We start from the raw sequence: 19,669 nt of genomic DNA on the forward strand, positions 1-19,669 counted from the left end.
CGGGGGGCCGTCGAGCGGGTGGACCCTTGGTCCACGCGCCGGGGGCCTTCCGTCGCCGCCGGCGCCATTCTGGCGTGATGTGTGCGGGAGGCCGCGCCCCCCGCCGGGCAGATCTCCCCCATGACCACGACCACCTCACGTTCCACATCGACCCCGACCGACCGCGCCCGCACCACGGCGACCACGGTCCTGACCGCAACGGTCGCCCTCTACATCACCCTCGTCGCCTTCGGGAACATCACCGACTTCGGGACCAACCAGCAGTTCGTCAGACATGTCCTCGCGATGGACACGACGTTCAAGGACGACGACCTGATGTGGCGGGCCGTCACCAGCGAGTGGCTCCAGGACGCGGCGTACGTCGCGATCATCGCCTGGGAGACCGTCTCCGCGCTGGTCCTCCTGGCCGGAACCTGGCTGTGGATACGGCGGGACGAGGCACGTGCCCGTCAGGTCTCCACCTACGGGCTGCTGATGCTGATGCTGCTGTTCGGCGGCGGGTTCATCGCGATCGGGGGTGAGTGGTTCGCGATGTGGCAGTCCGGCGACTGGAACGGGCTGGACGCGGCGCTGCGCGTCTTCGTCCTCAGCGGGATCGTGCTGATCGTCCAGTACCTGCCGGCGGGCCGTACGCCCGGAGGCGACGCCTGATCAGCTCACCGTCCGGGCGGGACGCCTGATCAGCTCACGGTCCGGGTGGGACGTCTGATCACTCCACGACGCGGACGATCGTCCCCGTCGCCCCGAACGCCCACAGGGCCGCCCCGTCGGCCTTGGCCATGCGGATGCCGCCGGTCCGGGTGCCGGCGGCGGGGGGCGGGGAGGAGCCGTCGACGGCGTTGGAGAAGGCGATGTTGACGCCGGACTGGACGGAGAAGTAGATGATGTGCTCGATCGCGACGCCGTCGGAGCCCGTGGTGGCGCCCTTGCGCACGGAGACCGTGTAGCTGCCGGGGGCCGGGTTCACCGTGCCCGGCCAGACCGTGAAGGTGCGGCGGGCCTGGTCGTCGGCGTCGACCAGCCAGACCCGCTGCTGCTCCAGCGAGTAGACGACGCGGCGGCCCGTGCCGGAGGCCTCCGGCACGGACTGCTCCGTCGGGCTCGCGGAGGGGGCGGGGGCGGGCTTCGTCCCCGCCGAGGCGGAGGCGGAGGCGGACGGTTCGACCGACGCCGCCGTCGGATGCGGGCCCTGTTCGGCCTTCACCGTCAGAGCACCGACCACGACGATCGCGCCGGCCGTCAGACCGGTGACCCAGGCCCACGAGGGAAGCCGTCGGGCAGCCACGGGCACGCCTCTCCTCAGTCTTCGGCCCCCGGGTGCCCGGGGGTTGGATCATCCTACTGTGGGGTCCCTGTCCGCCCGCCTACGGTCCGGTCCCGGCTGAGAGCCCTTGTCGCCGGTCCCGGCTTCGAGCCCTTGCCGCCGGTCCCTCAGTCCAGCACCGGCAGCAGTCGCGGCAGGTGGCCGTCCGAGGCCTGTGCCGCGCGCCGCCGTTCCTCGGGGACCTCTCCGTAGAGGGTCGTCCGCGGCTTCGCCGGGCGGCCGGCCGCGTCGGCCACGGCGACGAGGTCCTTGACCGACTTGTAGGAGCCGTAGGAGGAGCCCGCCATCCGGGAGATGGTCTCCTCCATCAGGGTGCCGCCCAGGTCGTCGGCGCCGGAGCGGAGCATCTCGGCCGCGCCCTCCGTGCCCAGTTTCACCCAGCTGGTCTGGATGTGGGGGATGTGGGGGTGGAGGAGGAGCCGGGCCATCGCCGTGACGGCCCGGTTGTCCCGCGTGGTCGGGCCGGGGCGGGCGATGCCGGCCAGGTAGACGGGGGCGTTGGTGTGGATGAAGGGGAGGGTGACGAACTCGGTGAAGCCACCGGTCTGTTGCTGGATGCGGGACAGGGTGCGCAGATGGCCGAGCCAGTGCCGGGGCTGGTCGACGTGGCCGTACATCATGGTCGAGGAGGAGCGGACGCCCAGTTCGTGGGCGGTGGTGACGACCTCGATCCAGGTGGCCGTCGGCAGCTTGCCCTTGGTGAGGACCCAGCGGACCTCGTCGTCGAGGATCTCGGCGGCGGTGCCGGGGATGGAGTCGAGCCCGGCTTCCTTAGCGGCCGTGAGCCATTCGCGGACCGACAGTCCGGTGCGGGTCGCGCCGTTGACGACCTCCATGGGGGAGAAGGCGTGGACGTGCATGCCGGGGACGCGGTCCTTCACCGCCTTGGCGATGTCGAAGTAGGCGGTGCCGGGCAGGTCGGGGTGGATGCCGCCCTGCATGCAGACCTCGACCGCGCCGACGTCCCAGGCCTGCTGGGCGCGGTCGGCGACCTGTTCCAGGGAGAGGGTGTAGGCGTCGGCGTCCGTGCGGCGCTGGGCGAAGGCGCAGAAACGGCAGCCGGTGTAGCAGACGTTGGTGAAGTTGATGTTGCGGGTGACGATGTACGTCACGTCGTCGCCGACGGCCGCCCTGCGCACGTCGTCCGCGATCCGGGTGAGGGCGTCCAGCGCGGGGCCGTCGGCGTGCAGGAGGGCGAGGGCCTCGTCGTCGGTGAGCCGCGTCGGGTCGTCGGCGGCCGTCGCCAGCGCCGCCCGTACGTCGGTGTCGATGCGCTCGGGTGCCATGCCGGGGGCGGCGGCCTCGCGCAGGGCGCCCCAGTCGCCGTAGACCTCGTCGAAGTCGTCGCGGCGGTCGGAGGTGCGGCCCTCGGTGTCGATCGTGGTGTGCAGGTCGGTGCGGCCGGTGGCGGTGAACGCCTCCTCCGGCTCCTGCCACGGCCGGCCCTCGACGACGGCGTCCGGGCGGGCCAGGCCCGTCTCGGGGTCGGCGAGCGCGCGGACGTGCGGGATCAGCCGCGGGTCGAGCCAGGGTTCGCCGCGGGTGACGAACTCGGGGTAGACGCAGAGCCGTTCGCGCAGCTCGAACCCGGCCGTCCGGGAGCGCTCGGCGAGTTCCTCGATCTGCGGCCAGGGGCGTTCGGGGTTGACGTGGTCGATGGTGAGCGGGGAGACGCCGCCCCAGTCGTCGATGCCGGCGCCGATGAGGCGTTCGTACGCGGAGTCGACGAGGTTCGGCGGTGCCTGGAGGCAGGCGGAGGGGCCCATGATGTGGCGGGCGACGGCCACCGTGGCGACCAGTTCGTCGAGTTCGGCGTCGGGCGTGCCGCGCATCGCGGTGTCCGGCTTGGCGCGGAAGTTCTGGATGATCAGTTCCTGGACGCCGTGGTAGGCGCGGGAGACCTTCCGCAGCGCGAACAGGGACTCGGCGCGCTCCTCGTACGTCTCGCCGATGCCGATGAGGATGCCCGAGGTGAAGGGGACGGAGGAGCGGCCGGCGTCCTCCAGCACCCGCAGGCGGACCGCGGGCTCCTTGTCCGGGGAGCCGTGGTGCGGGCCGCCGGGCTCGGACCAGAGCCTCTCGGCGGTCGTCTCCAGCATCATGCCCATGCTCGGCGCGACGGGCTTGAGCCGCTGGAAGTCGGTCCACGTCATGACGCCCGGGTTGAGGTGCGGGAGGAGTCCGGTCTCCTCCAGGACGCGGATCGAGATCGCGCGGACGTAGGCGATGGTGTCGTCGTAGCCGTGCGCGTCGAGCCATTCGCGCGCCTCCGGCCAGCGGTCCTCGGGCTTGTCGCCGAGGGTGATCAGGGCTTCCTTGCAGCCGAGGGCGGCGCCCTTGCGCGCGATGTCGAGGACCTCGTCGGGGGACATGAACATCCCGTGCCCGGCCCGGCGCAGCTTCCCGGGCACGGTGACGAAGGTGCAGTAGTGGCACTTGTCCCGGCACAGCCGGGTCAGCGGGACGAAGACGCTCTTCGAGTACGTGATGACACCGGGGCGGCCGGCCGCCTCCAGGCCGGCGTCCCGCACCCGGGCGGCGGACGCGGCGAGGTCCTCCAGGTGCGCGCCGCGGGCCTGGAGCAGGACCGCCGCCTCGGAGACGTCGAGGGCGACGCCGTCCCGGGCCCGTTTGAGGGCGCGACGCAGGGCGTTCTCGGTCGGGCCGGTGCCGCCGGGGCGGTCGGTGGGGCCGGTTCCGGAGCTCGCGGAAGTCGTCATTCTCCGAGCATACGATCACGTTTTCCGGGCGTTCGCGGGCGTGGGTCCGGCGGGAGGGGCGGGGCTCCCGGGATCTCCGGGCCGGCCGGGTTCTCCGGGCCCTCCGGGTTCTCCGGTCTCCGGTTCCTCCGGGTTCTCCGGTCTCCGGGGTCTCCGGGTCCTCCGGGTTCTCCGGTCTCCGGGTCCTCCGGGTCCTCCGGGTCCTCCGGGTCCTCCGGGTCCTCCGGGTCCTCCGGGTTCTCCCGGAGCGGTGGGTCTGAGTACGCGTGCCCACCCCCCGTGCGCTGTCGCACCGATACGCCGCGCGCCCCAGCCGTTCTACGGTCCCCGCATGCCCGAGGAGATCACCGCCGCCCCCGCCCCCGCCCCGACCCGCACCACCGTCGCGCGAGCCGTCGGGATGGGCTGCGCGGCGCTCGTCGCCGTGCCGCTGCTGATCGTCCTCGCCCTGGTCGTCCGGCTCGCCGTGGTGACGAAGGACGCGTCGGACTTCCCCCGCGTCGCACCCGAGGAGATGGCGGGCCGTGCGGTGGACCGCTCCCAGGAGGCGTACGACGTCCTCGGGTTCACGCGTACCGTCGAGCCCGGCGTCGAGGACCCGGGGGTCTCCCCCGAGAACACCCTCGCCGCGGACTACTGCCACGCGGGCGGGGTGACCGACGAGACGGTCGACGGCGCCTACCGCGTCAGCCACGGCTGGGCGCTCGACGACGTGCCCGCCGAGCAGGCGGTCCCCGGCCTGCGCCGGCTGCACCGGCACCTGGAGGACACCGGCTGGGAGATCTCCTCGTACCGGGAGAACGTGTCCGGCGGCCAGTGGGACCTGTTCGCCTCGCGCGCGGACGGCGAGGAGCGGGTGTCCTTCCACTGGTACGCGGACCGCGGCTACTTCACCGGCGGCGCCTCCACGCCCTGCGCCGTGGACCCCGGGTGGCGGGCGGGCGAGGAGCAGCCCGCCGAAGCCGAGCTGACGCCGCCCGCCTTCGGGCCGTCGGCGTAGGCGGGTCCGGTCCGCCGGCGGGTCAGGACTGCTGGAGGTACGGCGCGTACCCGTCCAGGGCCCGCAGCACCTCCGCCTCCCCCGCCGGGGGCAGTTGTACGACGGTCTCCTCGATGCCGAGGTCCGCGAAGTGCGCGAGCTTGCCGGGGCTCGGGTGGACGGCGTAGGGGACGACCTGGAGGGCGGACGGGTCGCGGCCGGCGTCGGCCCAGGCGGCACGCAGGGCGGGCAGTGACTCGGTCAGGCCGCGCCCGCCGATGGGCAGCCAGCCGTCGGCGTACGCGCAGATGTCGGAGAAGAGCCGGGGCCCGGCGGCGCCGCCGACGAGGGTGCGCGGGCCGGTGACGGGGCCGCGCGGCTTCCGGACGGGCTTGGGATGGGCGGTGCTGGCCCGCACGCCGCCGAACTCGCCCTCGTAGGCGGTGGGTTCCTCGCTCCACAGGGCGCGCATCAGGGCCATGCGCTCCCGTACCAGCTCGCGCCGGGTGCGCCACTGCACGCCGTGGTCGGCGGCCTCCTCCACATTCCAGCCGAAGCCGACGCCGAGGGTGAGGCGGCCGCCGGAGAGGTGGTCCACGGTCGCGACCTGCTTGGCCAGGTCGATCGGGTCGTGCTGGGCGACGAGGGTGATGCCGGTGCCGAGGCCGAGGTGTTCGGTGACGGCCGCCGCCTGGCCGAGGGCGACGAACGGGTCGAGGGTGCGGCCGTACTCGCGCGGCAGCTCGCCGCCGCCGGGGTAGGGCGTGGTGCGCTCCACCGGGATGTGCGTGTGCTCGGGCAGGTAGAGGCCGGCGAAGCCGCGCCGCTCCAGCTCACGGGCGAGGCGGGTGGGGGTGATCGTCTCGTCGGTGAGGAAGATCGTGACGGCGATGCGCATGGGGGGCCTTTCGTACGCGGGTGGACGGCGCGGTCGGGCGGCGCGGCTGGGGAGCGGGGTCGGGCGGGTGGACGGTGTGGGTGCCCGCAGGTGCACGGGTGTTCCTCGGTACACGGGTGAACCTGGTGGGTGCACGGGGGGCGTCCCTTGGCGGTGTCTGCGGTCATCTGTACCGCCCTGGACGCCGCCTGTCGATACCGACCGGTCGGCATCCGCGCCGTGACGGGTCCTGCATTCCGTGCTCATGACATTCCGCCGCCCGCGGATCCCCCGTGCTTCCACGGGAGTTCACCCCCGGCCGCCACACTGCCGGACATGTGTGACGACGCCCAGGGAATCGGAAGACGCGCACTGTTCGTGACGGGCTCCGCCGCCGCGCTTACGGTGGGAGGCGTGAGCTTCGCGGCGGCGTCCGGCCGGGAGCCGGAGACGAGGACCGTCCGGGGCACCCTGCCCACCGGGTCGCCGGACTTCGTGTACGTGCCCGTGGAGGTCCCGCCGGGCGTCCGGGAGCTCAGGGTCGCGTACGCCTACGACCGCCCCTCCGTCCCCGCCGGCACCCCCGGCAACGCGCTCGACATCGGCGTCTTCGACGAACGCGGCACCGAGCTGGGCGGGGAGGGCTTCCGGGGCTGGTCCGGGGGCGCCCGCACCGAGTTCTTCCTGCGGGCGGACGAGGCGACGCCGGGGTACGTCGCCGGTCCGGTGCGGCCGGGCACCTGGCACATCGCCCTCGGCCCGTACACGGTGGCGCCGCAGGGGCTGGCGTACGAGCTGACGATCACCCTCACGTACGGCGAACCGGGGGAGGCCCCCGCGCCGGTGTACCCGCCGGAGCGGGCGCGCGGGCGGGGCGGGGCCTGGTACCGGGGCGACTGCCACCTGCACTCCTGGTACTCCGACGGCCGCCGCACGCCCGCCGAGATCGGGGCGCTGGCGCGCGCGGCCGGCCTGGACTTCGTCAACACCTCGGAGCACAACACGCACGCCGGGCACGGCCACTGGGCCGACGTGGCCGGGGACGACCTGCTGGTCCTGCTCGGCGAGGAGGTCACGACGCGGAACGGCCACGTGCTGGCCGTCGGGACGGACCCCGGGACCTTCGTCGACTGGCGGTACCGGGCACGGGACAACCGCTTCGGCCGGTTCGCGCGGCGGATCCGGCGGGCGGGCGGCCTGGTCGTCCCGGCCCACCCGCACGCCACCTGCGTCGGCTGCTCCTGGAAGTTCGGCTTCGGGGACGCCGACGCGGTCGAGGTGTGGAACGGCCCCTGGACGCCCGACGACGAGGTCGCCCTGGCCGACTGGGACGCGATGCTGGTGGCCGGGGTGCGGGAGGGCCGGCGGGACTGGATCCCGGCCCTGGGCAGCAGCGACGCGCACCGCGACCCGGACGTGGTCGGCCTGCCCCAGACGGTGGTGTGGGCCGAGGACCTCACCCGCCGCGCGATCCAGGACGGCATCCGCGCCGGGCGGTCCTACGTCGCCGAGTCCGCCAGGCTGTCGCTGACCCTCACCGCGACCGGCGCCCGGGGCGAACACGCGGGCCTCGGCGAACGCCTGGCCGTCGCCCCGGACACCCCGGTGACCGTCCGCCTGGAGGTGACCGGCGCCCCCCGCTGCACGGTCCGCCTCATCACCGACCAGGGCGTCCTGCTCACCGGCGACCCGCTGCCGGTGGCCGGCTCCGGGGCCGTGGAGTGGCGCACGACGGCCGCGTACGCGGCGTACGTACGGGCCGAGGTACGCCACGAGGTGGCGGCGGGGCCCCTGCCGGGGGCGTTGGCGGCGTTCACCAATCCGGTGTTCCTGGGGCGGTGACCGGGGCGGGTCAGCCCACCACCTGCGGGTCCCGGAAGTAGTAGACGACCGTCACTCCCATGCCCGGGGTGTGCGTGTACACGACCGTGATCGCCTCGGCCGAGTCACGGGCGAGAGGAGTGGTGTACGTGTACTCCACGGACGGCGGCCGCCAGCCGGGGATCTCACGGCCCACCGCCGGGTCGCGCCCGATCGCCGTGAGCGCTTCGCGGACCGCCTCCCGCTCCCCCTCCGTCAGGTCACCGAACGCCTTCCTCGCGGGCTCGGCCTCCTCCAGCGGGACTCCGTTCACGTACCGCCGCCTTCGGCCCGCGCGTCCTCCAGGGCGGCCATGATCTCGGGCGAGTTCCTGATCAGGATCCGGTGCCGGTAGGCCCGGACGACCGCCGTAGCGCCCTCGAAGTCGTTGGTCGGCGAGGCTCCTATGGCGGCCGCCAGCTCCTCCTCGAAGCGCTCCCGGTCGCCCGGGAAGCCGTAGCGGCTGAGCGCGCTGCGCAGGTCGTCCACCGTGCGGATCGCCGGGAGGGGCATCGCTCCCCCGCCGTGCTCGGGCTGTGCGCTCATGGTCTGCTCCTGCTGAACGGACGTGGCTCCGCCTTCCAGTATGGCTACGCCCGGCCAGGACGGGCACCGCGTGCTCACCACGTCCGCCCACCCCCGCAGTCCGCCCACAGCAGCTTTCCGCACCTGGACGCGCCCAGGTGCCGCAGCACCGACACGCCCACCTCGTCCGCGCAGGCCCGCACCAGGTGCAGGCCCCGGCCGCCCTCCGCGTCGAGCGGGGCCGGGGCCGCCTTGTCGTCCGAGAAGCCGGGCGGGACGCGGGGGTCGGTGTCCCACACCGCCACCCGGACGCGCCCCGGCCGCGGCGACAGGACCCGCAGGGCGTACGGACCCTCGGTGTGGCTGTGCGAGTTGGTGAGCAACTCGGCCGCGAGCAGCTCCGCGGTCGCGGTCAGCTCGCCCACCTCATGAGCGGCCAGGATGAGGCGGAGGGCACCTCGTGCGACACCCGGTGCGCGTGGATCGCGGGGAAGGTGCAGGGTGTAGTTCCAGGACGGGGATACGGTGGCCATGGAAGTCTCCGGTCACTGAGGGGAGTTGGACGAGTGCCTGGTGTTCCGGGCGGGACGCCTGCTGATTAAGCTAGCGGTCGGCCACCTAATACATTTCCCATAAAGGCAATCACGTGAGGTTTTCGCTCGTGTGGGTGACACGAACGCGAATGGCCTGAGGAGAGTTGGTCCATGGCTCCCAAGACCCCCACGAGTGCTCGCCGCCTCCGACTCGGTGCAGAGCTGCGGAGGCTTCGGGAGCGCGCGGGCCTGTCTGTCACGGAAGGCGCCCGTCAACTTGGCGTCAGCCAGGCCCAGCTCAGCAACATCGAGGCCAGTCGGTTCGGCGTGAGTCCCGACCGCTTGCGAGCCCTGGCACGTATCTACCGCTGCTCCGACACCGCCTATATCGACGGCCTCGTCGAGCTGGCCACCGACCGGAAAGGCGGCTGGTGGGAGACGTTCAGGGAGGTACTCCCCGCAGGGCTGCTCGACCTGGCCGAGATCGAGCACCACGCGGTCCGGCTGCAGGCGGCCAACACGGCTCACGTTCCTGGCCTACTGCAGCTCGCCGACCACGCCCGCGCGATCTACGAGTTGGCGGTGCCAGAGTTCAGTCGGCGCGACATCGAACACCGGGTGAACCACCGACTCCAGCGTCAGGCCCTCCTGGACCTTGATGACCCGGTGCCGTACCAGGCGATCATCCATGAGGCTGCACTCCGGGTGCCTGTGGGTGGACCGGCGGTGGCCAAGCGGCAGTTGCAGCACTTGCTGGTCCAGAGCGAGCGAGACAACGTGACGATCCAGGTCATCCCCTTCACCATCGGCGCCTACCCGGGTTCGGGACAGACGCTCCTTTACATCCACGGCCCCGTCCATCGGCTCGACACGGTCTCGCTGGACCAGTCGCACGGACCCGCTCTGGTCGACGCCGAGGCCCAGTTGGAGACTTACCGGAGTCTCCTCCAACGTATGGAGGCCGTTGCGCTCTCCCCGGAGAGAACCCGTGACTTCATCCGCCACTTGGTCACCGAGTTCTGAGAGGACCGACATGACCACCTACGCATGGCAGAAATCGTCCTATTGCGCCCAAGGCGAATCCTGCGTCCACGTCGCCGCAAGAGCTCAGAAGTCGTCCTACTGCGCCCAAGGCGAGGCCTGTGTCCATGTCGCCGCCACGGCCCAGAAGTCGTCCCACTGCCAGGAGGGCGAGGCCTGCGTCCACATATCCGCCGCCCACGCCCCCTCCCCCGCCACCATCCACCTCACCGAGTCCGCCGACCCCGCCGGCGCCGTCCTCTCCGCCACCCCCGCCGCCTTCGCGGCGCTGCTCGCCTCGGTCAGTCGGTGAGGTCGGCGACGACCGCCGCGTGGTCCGACGGCCACACCCCGTCGACGGGACCGTCGCCCGCCCGCCGCACCGCCCGTACCCGGCCCGGCGTGCCGGGGACGGCGCCGACGTGGACGTAGTCGATGCGGGCGCTCGGTGAGCCGCCGCGCGCGACGTACGGGTTGGCGGCGTCCCAGGTGGCCCAGGGGGCGGCCGGGTCGGCGTACTCCCAGGCGTCGAGGAAGACCTGGCCCGGCACCACCGGTGCCGTCAGGTGGCCGCCGAAGAGGCGGATCTCGTCGGAGTCGGGCCGGGCGTTGAAGTCGCCGGTGACGATCGGCGGGAAGGGGGTGGAGCCGCGGTGGCGGGCGACGAACTCGGCGAGGGCGGTGACCTGGTGGCGGCGGACGGCCGAGGCGTGGAGCTGTGAGCTGAGGTGGGCGGTGAAGAAGGGGACGTCGTGGGCGGGGGCGGCCAGCCGGGCGTAGAGGGCCGGGCGGCCGTCGTCCAGGTCGGCGGGGGCGGGCAGCGGGAGGACCGCCGTCTCCGCCACCGGCCACCGGCTCAGCACCGCGTTGCCGATGTCCACCGGCGCGCCCCCTATCCGCCGCCGCCAGCGCTCGGGGGCGTGGGACGGGGCCCAGGCCCAGTGCAGGCCCAGCTCGCCGGCGAGCCACGCGGCGAGGTTCTCGCCGTCGGCGGCCCACACCTCCTGGAGGCCCACGACGTCGGGGCGCAGGTCGCGCAGGGTGGTGAGGATCGCCTTCTGCCGGTCCTCCCAGGGCCCGAAGCGCCACCACAGGTTCCAGGTCACGACCCGCATGCCCACCACTCGCCTTCGTCTCGCACATCGGCCGCCATTGAAGCAACGGCCGGTGTCCGCGCGGTGAATGAGGCGTGGGGTATCAGTAGCGCTGGGCCTTGGCGACGACGGCGGTCAGCTGCGGCTCGGGGGGTTTGCGGCTGATGGCGAGGGGGTGGGCCCGGTCGCCGGGTCCGAGGTTCTCGGCGCCGACGTAACGGGTCTCGACGACCTTGCCGTCGGAGTCGCGGAAGTCGACCTGGACGGCGTAGGAGGCGGCGTCGTCCGTGCTGTTGGTGATGTTCACGACGACGGCGAGGAGGCCGCCCGTCTCGGAGCGCGGCTTGCCGGTGAGCGACACGTCGGCGGTGGCGTTGCCCTTGCCCGCGACGTCCTTCAGTTCACGCTGGGCGGCGGCGTTGGCGCGGGCGACCTCCGCCGACACCGACGCCTCGAACTCCGAGGCCCGCGCGGAGGCCGAGGAGGCCGCGGCCGAGGCCGCCGCGCGGGCGGACTCCTTGACGGACGCGCCGAGCGAGGCGAGCGCGGAGGGGACCGCGCCGGAGAAGGAGACGGTGTCGGCCCCCGTGGGCGTCGGGGTGAACGTGGCGCCGCCGCCGTCGCCGCCGCCCGTACCGCACGAGACGAGCGCCACCGCTCCCGCGCAGCCCAGGGCCAGCCCGGCGAACGCGGTGGCGGCCCCCCGGGCGCGGGCCCTGGCTCGTCGCGGTGGTCTCTTCCCGTCCGACGTGTCGGCGCTCATGCCGCAGGATCCCTTCACAAGATGACTGACTGCACCTTTTGTCCTGGTACATCGTGCACGGCAGGTGACGGGACGGCCACTCCGGGCCCGTCCCGCGGGGTTCCGCCCTCCCCGCGCGCGCCCACCGCTCACCGCATGTGTGCGCAGAGCGTGTGCGCGGTGTGTGTCTCCCGCGTGCCGCCTTGTGATCGGCGTCTCGCACGGCTGACGGTTCCCGCACGGACAGGGCAAACTGACCCCCGTTGGTCATGACGCCTAGGGAGACCCCGATGGACGACCGTGTACCGCGCGTGCCGGAGCAGAGGCGTCCCGGCTTCTCCGAGAAGCCGGCGGCGTTGCGCTTCGACGTGCTCGGCCCGGTGCGCGCCCGGCGCGGCGAGGAGCCGCTGGCCACCGGGTCCCCCCAGCAACGCGCCCTGCTCGCCGCCCTGTTGCTGCGCGAGGGCCGTACGGCGACGGCCGCCGAACTGATCGACGCGCTGTGGGGCGAGGACCCCCCGTCGCAGGCGCTGGCGGCGGTGCGGACGTACGCCTCCCGGCTGCGGAAGGTGCTGGACCCGGGCGTGCTGGTGAGCGAGTCGGGCGGGTACGCGGTGCGCGGGCTCGGGGAGGGCGTCCTGGACCTGGCGGTGGCGCAGGAGTGCGCGGCCGAGGCCGAGAAGGCGCGGGCCGCCGGCGACCTGGACCACGCCCGGCAGGTGCTGAACCGGGCGCTGGCGCTGTGGGACGGCGAGGCGCTGGCGGGCGTGCCCGGCCCGTACGCGGAGGCGCAGCGCGTCCGGCTGGAGGAGTGGCGGCTGCAACTCCTGGAGACGCGCCTGGAGATGGACCTGGAGCAGGGCTGCCACGCGGAGGCGGTCTCCGAGCTGACCGCGCTCACGGCGGCGCACCCGCTGCGCGAGCGGTTCCGCGAGCTGCTGATGCTGGCGCTGTACCGCAGCGGCCGGCAGGCGGAGGCGCTGGCGGTGTACGCGGACACCCGGCGGCTGCTGGCGGAGGAGCTGGGGGTGGATCCGCGGCCGGGGCTGCGCGACCTCCAGCGCCGGATCCTCCAGGCCGACCCGGACCTCGCGGAACCGTCGGCGCCGGCGGCGGAGGCGCAGTCCACCCCGGCACGCCCGGCACAACTGCCCGCGACGGTCCCGGACTTCACCGGTCGCGCGTCCTTCGTGACCGAGCTCAGCGAGGTGCTGGCCGGGGCGTCGGGCGACGGCGGGGACACCGGCCGGGTGATGGCCGTGTCGGCGCTGGCCGGCATCGGGGGCGTCGGCAAGACGACCCTGGCGGTGCACGTGGCCCACCAGGCCCGCACGGCCTTCCCGGACGGGCAGCTGTACGTCGACCTCCAGGGCGCGGGCGCCCGGCCGGCGGAACCCGAGACGGTCCTCGGCTCCTTCCTGCGCGCCCTGGGCACCGCGGACTCGGCCATCCCGGACTCCCTGGAGGAGCGGGCGGCCCTGTACCGCTCGGTGCTGGACGGCAGACGGGTCCTGGTGCTGCTGGACAACGCGAAGGACGCCGCGCAGGTACGTCCGCTGCTGCCCGGGACGGCGGGGTGCGCGGCGCTGGTCACGTCCCGGGTGCGGATGGTGGACCTGGCCGGGGCGCACCCGGTCGACCTGGACGTGATGTCCCCGGACGAGGCGTTGCAGCTGTTCACCCGGATCGTGGGCGAGGAGCGGGTGGCGGCGGAACGGGAGGCGGCCCTCGACGTGGTGGCGGCCTGCGGTTTCCTCCCGCTCGCCATCCGCATCGCCGCCTCCCGGCTCGCCGCCCGCCGCACCTGGACGGTGTCGGTCCTGGCGGCGAAGCTCGGCGACGAACGCCGGCGCCTGGACGAGCTCCAGGCGGGCGACCTGGCCGTGAAGGCGACCTTCGAGCTCGGCTACAGCCAGCTGGAGCCCGCCCAGGCGCGCGCCTTCCGCCTGCTGGGCCTGGCGGACGGCCCCGACATCTCCCTGGCCGCCGCCGCGGCCGTACTGGACCTGCCGCCGGAGGACACCGAGGACCTGCTGGAGTCCCTGGTCGACACCTCCCTGCTGGAGTCCGCGGCCCCGGGCCGGTACCGCTTCCACGACCTGGTCCGGCTCTACGCGCGCGCGTGCGCGGAACGCGACGAGTGGCCGCCGAGCGAGCGGGAGGCGGCCCTGTCCCGGCTGCTGGACTTCTATCTGGCGACGGCGGCGGGCGTCTACGCGATCGAACGTCCCGGGGACCGGCTGGTGGATCACCTGGCGACGCCGGTGTACCCGGGCCTGACCTTCCAGGACCGGCACCGGGCGCAGGACTGGCTGTACGCGGAAGCGGTGTCGCTGCTGGCCTGTGTCCGCCAGTCCGCGGCGTCGGGACTGCTCGGGCGGGCGGTCGACGCGCTGTGGGCGGCCGTCGACCTGGCCGAGTCCGGCACCAACTCCAAGGCGTACGAGGGGGTCGCCTCGGCCCTGCGCGAGGCGGCGCGGGAGGGCGGGGACCCGCGCGCGGAGGCCCGGGCGCTGATCACGCTCGCCTACGCCCACAGCGTCACCGGCCGGTTCGACCTGGCCGACGAGGAGGCGTCCCGCGCCCGCGAGCTGACCAGCGCCGCCACCGACCCGCTGGCCAGTTGCTGGTCGTCCAACGTCCTCGGCGTGATCGCGCTCTACCGGAGCCGCCACGACGACGGCGAGGCCCACCTCACGCACGCGATCGAGAGCTTCCGCGCCTGCGACGACCGCCCCGGTGAGGCGAGCGCCCTGTGCAACCTCTCCCGCATCCACCTCGCCACCGGCCGGACCGACAGCGCGGTGTCCCTGGCGCGGCAGGGCACGGAGATGTACGACGCCATGGGGCACGCCCTCAAGGGCGCCAACGGGCGGTACGCACTGGGTCTCGCCCTCACCCAGCACGGCAGACTGGGTGAGGCGGCCGCGCGCCTGCACGAGGCGCTGAAGGTGTTCCGGGACAGCCGCCAGCGCCTGTGGGAGGGCATGTCCCTGTTCCGGCTGGCGGAGGTCGACCTCGCCGCGGGACGTCCGGCGCAGGCCGCGTCGAGCGCCGAGACCGCCCTCACCGTCCTGCGCGGCATCGGCGGCGACTGGCGCCGGGCCAACGTGCTGCTCGTCCTCGGCCACGCCCTGAGCGGCATCGGGCAGCCCGGGCGGGCCCAGGTGTGCTGGCGCGAGGCCCTGGAGTCGTTCGAGGCGCTGGGAGCGCCCGAGGCCGACTCCGTCCGCGCCCTGCTGAAGCCGCTCGCCATGGCGTGAGCGCGGCGACACGGCCCCGCGTGCGGTGAGGCCGTGACACGGCCCCGCGTGCGGTGAGGGCGGGGCACCCGGCCGGACGTTCATCGTTCGTTTATCGCCGCCCGGCAGGCTCGTCGTGTCGTTCCGTCGCGTCGGGGGGCAGACGGGGCGACCTGGGCCGTTGCACTACGGTGAGCGGTCACCACCACCTGTCCGGCGGCCCGCGGGGGAGCCGCCGGACAGGTGATCATTTCAGGGCACCCGAACTGTCAGGGGAGGCACTCGCCATGAGCGACACCATCGGCACCGAGAACATCCACGCCACGGACGCCGCGGCCACGGCCGTGGAGACGAAGAACATCCACGCGACGAGCGAGCCGCTCGTCGCCGCGAACCCGGTCGAGGCGGCCGCCGTGACCGCGGAGCCCGCCGAGCCCGCCGAGCCCGCGGCGACCGCCAAGACCCCGGAGACCACCGAGACCGGCACGGAGAACATCCACGCCACGGGCGAGCCGGTCTGACCCGGACCTCACCGGAACGGGTATCGGCCGCGGCGGCGCGGAGGGGAGCCGCCGCGGCCGACGTGTGTCCGGAGTCCGTGGGCCCGGTCTCCGGTCGGGCGGCCGGTCAGCCGGTCAGGCCTCCGGCTGGGCGGTCGGTTCGGTCTCGCAGTGGTCGGGGGTCTCGCCCGCCGCGTCGGCGTCGAACGCGACCCGGACGCTCTTCGTGCCGTGCGCCGGCACGGTCACGGTCGGCTGGGCGGCGTCGAGCATCGATGCGTTCGCGTCCAGGAAGTACACGTTGAGCGCGAAGTCGTGCGTCACGTCGTTCGGGTTGGTGACCTCGACGGTGGCGTACGGCTGGTCCGCCGTCGCACAGCTCACCAGTTCCACCGTGGCCGGCTCGGAGGTGGTCACCGAGGAGGAGCCGGAGCCGCCCGTGTCGGCGGTGTCGTCGTCCTCGTCGTCCTTGTCGTAGTCGCGGTAGCCGCTCGAACCGGACGACGTCGTTCCACCGCTGCTCGACGACGAGTCGTCGTGGTCCTGGCCGGAGCTGCTGCACCCGCCCCCGCCGCCGTCCGAGTCACCGTGGCTGCTGCTGCCGTGACCGCGTCCGGTGGAGAAACCGGTCAGCGCCAGCACCACCAGCGCGGCCACCGCGGTGAGCCTGAGCCCGCGTCGTCGTGCGTGTCCCCGTTGATTCATGATCGCCACTTTAGGCAACTTCTGTCACGGTCATGTCACCAGGGGTCGACCGGCGGGTGCCCGGCGGACACCCGGCGAGCCCACCGCACCGGGGCGGGCGCGAGGCCGGCGGACGCACGCCGCACCCACGTGGCCCGCCCGCGGTGTCACGCCGTGCGGGCCGTCCCCGTCCCCTTCTCCGCGTCCAGCGCGTACACGCACCGGTCCTTGCTGCACGCGTACACCACCCCGTCCCGGACCACCGGGGAGCCGGTGATCTCGCCGCCGGTCGCCAGCTTCCAGCGGAGCCGGCCGTCGTCGGCCTTCAGGGTGTACAGCAGGTGGTCGGTGGAGCCGAAGTGGATACGGCCCTCGGCGACCGCGGGCGCGCCCACGATGTCGCCGCCCGCCTGGAAACGCCACTTGGGCGTGCCCGTGACCGCGTCCAGGGTGTAGAGGCCCTTGCCGCTGCCGACGTGGACGTGGCCCGCGGCGACCAGCACCGGGTCGACCGAGGTGCGGGCCTCGGTGGCGATGCGCCAGCGGTCGCGGCCGTCGGCGGCGTCGAGGGCGTAGACCGTGCCGAGGTAGTCGGCGAGGTAGACGCCGCCGCCCGTGACGGCGGGGCCGGGCACGAAGGCGGGCGGGGAGAGGAAGACCGCCGGGGCCTCGAAGTGCCAGCGCACCATGCCGCTCGCCACGTCCACGGCGAGCACACGGGTGCCGGCGGAGACGTAGGCGTAGCCGTCGGGCGCGGAGGTGACACGGACGGGGACGCCGCCGCAGGAGGCCGCGTCGCCGATCGGGTACGACCAGCGCTCCTCGCCCGTGCGGGCGTCCAGGGCGCGCAGCCGGGCGTCCTGCCAGACGTAGACCGTGCCGTCGTGGAGGGCGGGACCGGCCTCCGGGGACTCGAAGTCGGCCTGGCAGCCGGTGACCTCCCACAGCTTCTGGCCGGTGGAGGCCTCCCAGGCCTGGACGCCGCCGCCGCGGGTGCCGGTGACGACCGTGCCCCGCTCGGCCCTGAGGCAGTACACCCAGGCGTCCGTGGGCAGCCGCCACAGGTCGGTGCCCTCGCGGGCGTCCAGCGCGAAGAGGGTCGGGCCGTCGGAGGCGTGGACGCGGCCGTCCGCGACCGCCATCGACCAGGCCACGTCCCGCGTCTTGAAGCGGCGGCGGCCGGTGGCCACGTCGAGGGCGTGCACCTCGAAGGAGGTGACGTAGACGAGGTCGCCGTCGACGGCCGGGGTGCCCCAGACGTCGTTCGACATGCGGAACCGCCAGGGCCGCCAGCCGGGCGGGTTCTCCGGGGGCGCCGGCGGGGCGGCCGGGGCGGTGGTCTGGTCGGCGCCGTTGACGCCGGGGCGCGGCCGGGACCAGGAGGCGACCAGACCGGGCTCGGGCACGGGCGCCTTGACGGCGGCGGTGGCGCGGACGTCGGCGACGACCGGGCCGGGGCCGATCGGGACGGCCGCCCCGGCCAGCCGTACGGGGCCGGTGTCGGGGGCGCCGACCGCGACCGGCGCGGGCGCCGGTACGACGGGGTCGTGCGAGGGCGGGGGCGGTACCGCCGGGCGGGCCGGCGCCGGGGCACCGCCGCCGCGGCCCGCGGCGGGCGCGGCGGGCTTGGCGGGCGGGCGGCCGCCGCGGCGGGTCTCGATGAGGGCGACCGCCTTCTCGGGCAGCCACGCCGACGCCGTACCGCTGTCGTCGGAGCCGGAGCCGAAGAGGTGGGGGGCGAGCTGGGCCTGGAGGTCGGCGGGGCTGGGGCGGCCCGCGGCCTCCATCTGCATGCAGGAGTCGATGAGCGGGCGCAGCTCGTCGGGCAGGCCCGCCAGGTCCGGGCCCTCGCGCAGCAGCATGAAGACCGTCTCGACCGGGTTGGCGCCGTGGAACGGGGGGTGGCCGGTGGCGGCGAAGACCAGGGTGGAGCCGAGGGAGAACACATCGCTGGCGCCGGTGACGCTGCGCGAGTCCTTGGCCTGCTCCGGGGACATGTAGGCGGGGGTGCCGACGGCGACGTTCGTCATCGTCAGCCGGGTGTTCGACACACCGGAGGCGATACCGAAGTCGATCACCCGGGGGCCGTCCTCGACGACCAGCACGTTGGACGGCTTCAGGTCGCGGTGGACGAGCCCGGCGCCGTGGATGGACTGGAGGGCCTCCGCGACGCCCGCGGCCAGCCAGCGCACCGCCTGGGCCGGGAGCGGCCCGCACTCGTTCACTATCTCCTCGAGCGAGGGCGCGGGCACGTACGCGGTGGCCAGCCAGGGCACGGCGGCCCGCGGGTCGGCGTCGACGACCGCGGCCGTGTAGAAGCCGGAGACCGCCCGCGCCGCCTCCACCTCGCGCGTGAAGCGCACGCGGAAGAGCTGGTCCTCGGCGAGCTCGGTGCGGACCGTCTTGATCGCCACGCGCCGGCCCGAGGCCGAGCGTGCCAGATAGACCAGCCCCATGCCGCCGGCCCCCAGCCGTCCCAGCACCTCGAACGGCCCGATCCGCCGCGGATCGTGCTGCGTCAGCTGATCCACCACTTGCCTGCCACCTCCCCGTACGAGCCGCGCCACCCACATGTGTACGCGACCGAAGTGCAGCGTCTCACCACCGCACCGCCATGGCGGCACGCACCCCGATTCTTCCTGGCCGGGCCACCGGTTGCGAACCCGCGGACAATCGGGGTGTCTCCTTTCATATACCGGCAAAGAGCGCGGTTGTCCCGGCGAACGCGACGCTTGCACCGGACGACGACACCGCCGACGACACCGCCTACGACACCGGACGACGACACCGGACGACGACAACGCCGACGACACCGGCGGCGGCGCCGCTCAGCGCTGGAGCAGCGCGAACGACGCTCCCTGATTGTCGGTGACGACGGCCACCGTTCCATAGGAGGCGGTGAACGGGCCCGCCTGTACGCGTCCGCCGAGCCGGCTCACCGTGCCGAGCGCCGCCTCGCAGTCCTCCACGCCGAAGTGGACGAGGAAGTGGGGCGGCATGACCTCCGGGAAGACGTCGGCGACCGGCGCCCGGCCGAAGTCGGGGTCGGCTCCGGGGCCGAACAGGGCGTCGTGGAAGAGGTGGCCGTAGAAGGTGTTCACGGTGTCGGTGTCGCGGGCGTAGAGCTGCGCCCAGGCGAAGGCGCCGGGCCGGTGGCGGACGCCGAAGCCCCGGTGGCCGCCCGGCTGCCAGAGGCCGAAGACCGCGCCCTCGGGGTCGGTGGCGAGGGCGGCGGTGCCCAGGCCGCCGACCGGGAACGGCGCCGTGACGAGCTGCCCGCCGGCCGCCAGGATGCGGCGGGCCGTGGCCTGCGCGTCCGGGGTGGCGAAATACACCGTCCAGACGGTGGGCATCCGGCCGTCCGTCTTCGGGGCGAGCGCGGCGACCGGCTCGCCGTCCAGCCGGGCCCACACGGAGGCGCCGTCCATCGAATCGAACGTCCATCCGAAAAGCTCGCCGTAGAACCGGCGCCCCGCGTCCACGTCGGGGAGCTGCGCGTCCACCCAGCAGGGGACGCCCTCCGTCACTCCCTGTGCGCTCACCGATGCCCTGTTTTCGGCCATGCAGCC

The 19,669-nt window shown here is 74.0% G+C and carries 18 protein-coding genes; 7 read left to right on the forward strand and 11 right to left on the reverse strand.

The annotated features are described in order from the left end of the window. Window positions 1-120: 120 nt before the first annotated feature. Window positions 121-651: a DUF2165 domain-containing protein gene (locus tag ACZ3KJ_RS17255; RefSeq protein WP_467527756.1), complete on the forward strand. Its 531-nt coding sequence runs from the start codon at window positions 121-123 to the stop codon at window positions 649-651. A 58-nt stretch (window positions 652-709) separates the two neighbouring features. Here the strand turns inward: ACZ3KJ_RS17255 and ACZ3KJ_RS17260 are convergent, their stop codons facing one another. Then, the gene (locus tag ACZ3KJ_RS17260) at window positions 710-1,291 is read right to left on the reverse strand and encodes a hypothetical protein (RefSeq protein WP_467527758.1); all 582 of its coding nucleotides are present in this window, start codon (window positions 1,289-1,291) and stop codon (window positions 710-712) included. A gap of 140 nt (window positions 1,292-1,431) precedes the next feature. Beyond that, on the reverse strand, window positions 1,432-4,044 hold the full coding sequence (locus ACZ3KJ_RS17265) for a bifunctional FO biosynthesis protein CofGH (RefSeq protein WP_467527760.1): 2,613 nt from the start codon (window positions 4,042-4,044) through the stop codon (window positions 1,432-1,434). Between the two features lie 331 nt (window positions 4,045-4,375). Here ACZ3KJ_RS17265 and ACZ3KJ_RS17270 point away from each other — a divergent pair, with 331 nt between their 5' ends. After that, window positions 4,376-5,044 (forward strand): hypothetical protein, encoded by a 669-nt coding sequence (locus tag ACZ3KJ_RS17270; RefSeq protein ID WP_467527762.1) that lies wholly within the window; start codon window positions 4,376-4,378, stop codon window positions 5,042-5,044. Window positions 5,045-5,066: 22 nt separating this feature from the next. On the opposite strand, the gene ACZ3KJ_RS17275 is transcribed toward ACZ3KJ_RS17270, so the two are convergent. Then, on the reverse strand, window positions 5,067-5,921 hold the full coding sequence (locus ACZ3KJ_RS17275) for an LLM class F420-dependent oxidoreductase (protein ID WP_467527764.1): 855 nt from the start codon (window positions 5,919-5,921) through the stop codon (window positions 5,067-5,069). Window positions 5,922-6,236: 315 nt separating this feature from the next. On the opposite strand from ACZ3KJ_RS17275, the gene ACZ3KJ_RS17280 reads away from it, so the two are divergent. Continuing rightward, the gene (locus ACZ3KJ_RS17280; RefSeq protein WP_467527766.1) at window positions 6,237-7,742 is read left to right on the forward strand and encodes a CehA/McbA family metallohydrolase; all 1,506 of its coding nucleotides are present in this window, start codon (window positions 6,237-6,239) and stop codon (window positions 7,740-7,742) included. Between the two features lie 10 nt (window positions 7,743-7,752). Here the strand turns inward: ACZ3KJ_RS17280 and ACZ3KJ_RS17285 are convergent, their stop codons facing one another. From ACZ3KJ_RS17285 to ACZ3KJ_RS17295, 3 genes are all read right to left on the reverse strand, one after another. Further along, on the reverse strand, window positions 7,753-8,034 hold the full coding sequence (locus tag ACZ3KJ_RS17285) for a hypothetical protein (protein WP_467527768.1): 282 nt from the start codon (window positions 8,032-8,034) through the stop codon (window positions 7,753-7,755). Then, window positions 8,031-8,306: a hypothetical protein gene (locus ACZ3KJ_RS17290; RefSeq protein WP_467527770.1), complete on the reverse strand. Its 276-nt coding sequence runs from the start codon at window positions 8,304-8,306 to the stop codon at window positions 8,031-8,033. Before ACZ3KJ_RS17290 ends, ACZ3KJ_RS17285 begins: the two co-directional genes overlap by 4 nt. Window positions 8,307-8,380: 74 nt before the next feature. After that, entirely contained in the window at window positions 8,381-8,818 is a 438-nt protein-coding gene (locus ACZ3KJ_RS17295) for an ATP-binding protein (protein ID WP_467527772.1), read from the reverse strand. Window positions 8,819-8,989: 171 nt separating this feature from the next. Between ACZ3KJ_RS17295 and ACZ3KJ_RS17300 the strand changes: the two genes are divergently transcribed. Both ACZ3KJ_RS17300 and ACZ3KJ_RS17305 read left to right on the forward strand, forming a co-directional pair. Further along, window positions 8,990-9,841 (forward strand): helix-turn-helix domain-containing protein, encoded by an 852-nt coding sequence (locus tag ACZ3KJ_RS17300; protein ID WP_467527774.1) that lies wholly within the window; start codon window positions 8,990-8,992, stop codon window positions 9,839-9,841. A gap of 10 nt (window positions 9,842-9,851) precedes the next feature. Further along, a complete protein-coding gene (locus ACZ3KJ_RS17305) occupies window positions 9,852-10,151 on the forward strand; it encodes a DUF397 domain-containing protein (RefSeq protein WP_467527776.1) in 300 nt (99 codons plus the stop codon). Here the strand turns inward: ACZ3KJ_RS17305 and ACZ3KJ_RS17310 are convergent. Together ACZ3KJ_RS17310 and ACZ3KJ_RS17315 are read right to left on the reverse strand one after the other, a co-directional pair. Next, the gene (locus ACZ3KJ_RS17310; protein ID WP_467527777.1) at window positions 10,141-10,953 is read right to left on the reverse strand and encodes an endonuclease/exonuclease/phosphatase family protein; all 813 of its coding nucleotides are present in this window, start codon (window positions 10,951-10,953) and stop codon (window positions 10,141-10,143) included. The two genes, ACZ3KJ_RS17305 and ACZ3KJ_RS17310, sit on opposite strands and share 11 nt — an antisense overlap. Window positions 10,954-11,035: 82 nt before the next feature. Further along, on the reverse strand, window positions 11,036-11,695 hold the full coding sequence (locus tag ACZ3KJ_RS17315) for a hypothetical protein (protein ID WP_467527779.1): 660 nt from the start codon (window positions 11,693-11,695) through the stop codon (window positions 11,036-11,038). Between the two features lie 269 nt (window positions 11,696-11,964). On the opposite strand from ACZ3KJ_RS17315, the gene afsR reads away from it, so the two are divergent. Both afsR and ACZ3KJ_RS17325 read left to right on the forward strand, forming a co-directional pair. Further along, window positions 11,965-14,937 carry an SARP-family global regulator AfsR gene (gene afsR / locus ACZ3KJ_RS17320; protein ID WP_467527781.1) on the forward strand — a complete coding sequence of 991 codons (2,973 nt, stop codon included), beginning with the start codon at window positions 11,965-11,967 and terminating at the stop codon, window positions 14,935-14,937. A gap of 266 nt (window positions 14,938-15,203) precedes the next feature. Then, window positions 15,204-15,437 (forward strand): hypothetical protein, encoded by a 234-nt coding sequence (locus tag ACZ3KJ_RS17325; protein WP_467527783.1) that lies wholly within the window; start codon window positions 15,204-15,206, stop codon window positions 15,435-15,437. A 114-nt stretch (window positions 15,438-15,551) separates the two neighbouring features. On the opposite strand, the gene ACZ3KJ_RS17330 is transcribed toward ACZ3KJ_RS17325, so the two are convergent. From ACZ3KJ_RS17330 to kbpA, 3 genes are all read right to left on the reverse strand, one after another. Further along, window positions 15,552-16,121: a hypothetical protein gene (locus ACZ3KJ_RS17330; protein ID WP_467527785.1), complete on the reverse strand. Its 570-nt coding sequence runs from the start codon at window positions 16,119-16,121 to the stop codon at window positions 15,552-15,554. 146 nt (window positions 16,122-16,267) lie between these two features. Beyond that, window positions 16,268-18,634: a protein serine/threonine kinase AfsK gene (gene afsK, locus ACZ3KJ_RS17335; protein WP_467527786.1), complete on the reverse strand. Its 2,367-nt coding sequence runs from the start codon at window positions 18,632-18,634 to the stop codon at window positions 16,268-16,270. Window positions 18,635-18,928: 294 nt separating this feature from the next. After that, window positions 18,929-19,663 carry an AfsK-binding protein KbpA gene (gene kbpA, locus ACZ3KJ_RS17340; RefSeq protein ID WP_467527788.1) on the reverse strand — a complete coding sequence of 245 codons (735 nt, stop codon included), beginning with the start codon at window positions 19,661-19,663 and terminating at the stop codon, window positions 18,929-18,931. Between the last annotated feature and the right edge of the window lie 6 nt (window positions 19,664-19,669).

Source organism: Streptomyces sp. NPDC003248 (genome assembly GCF_055563235.1).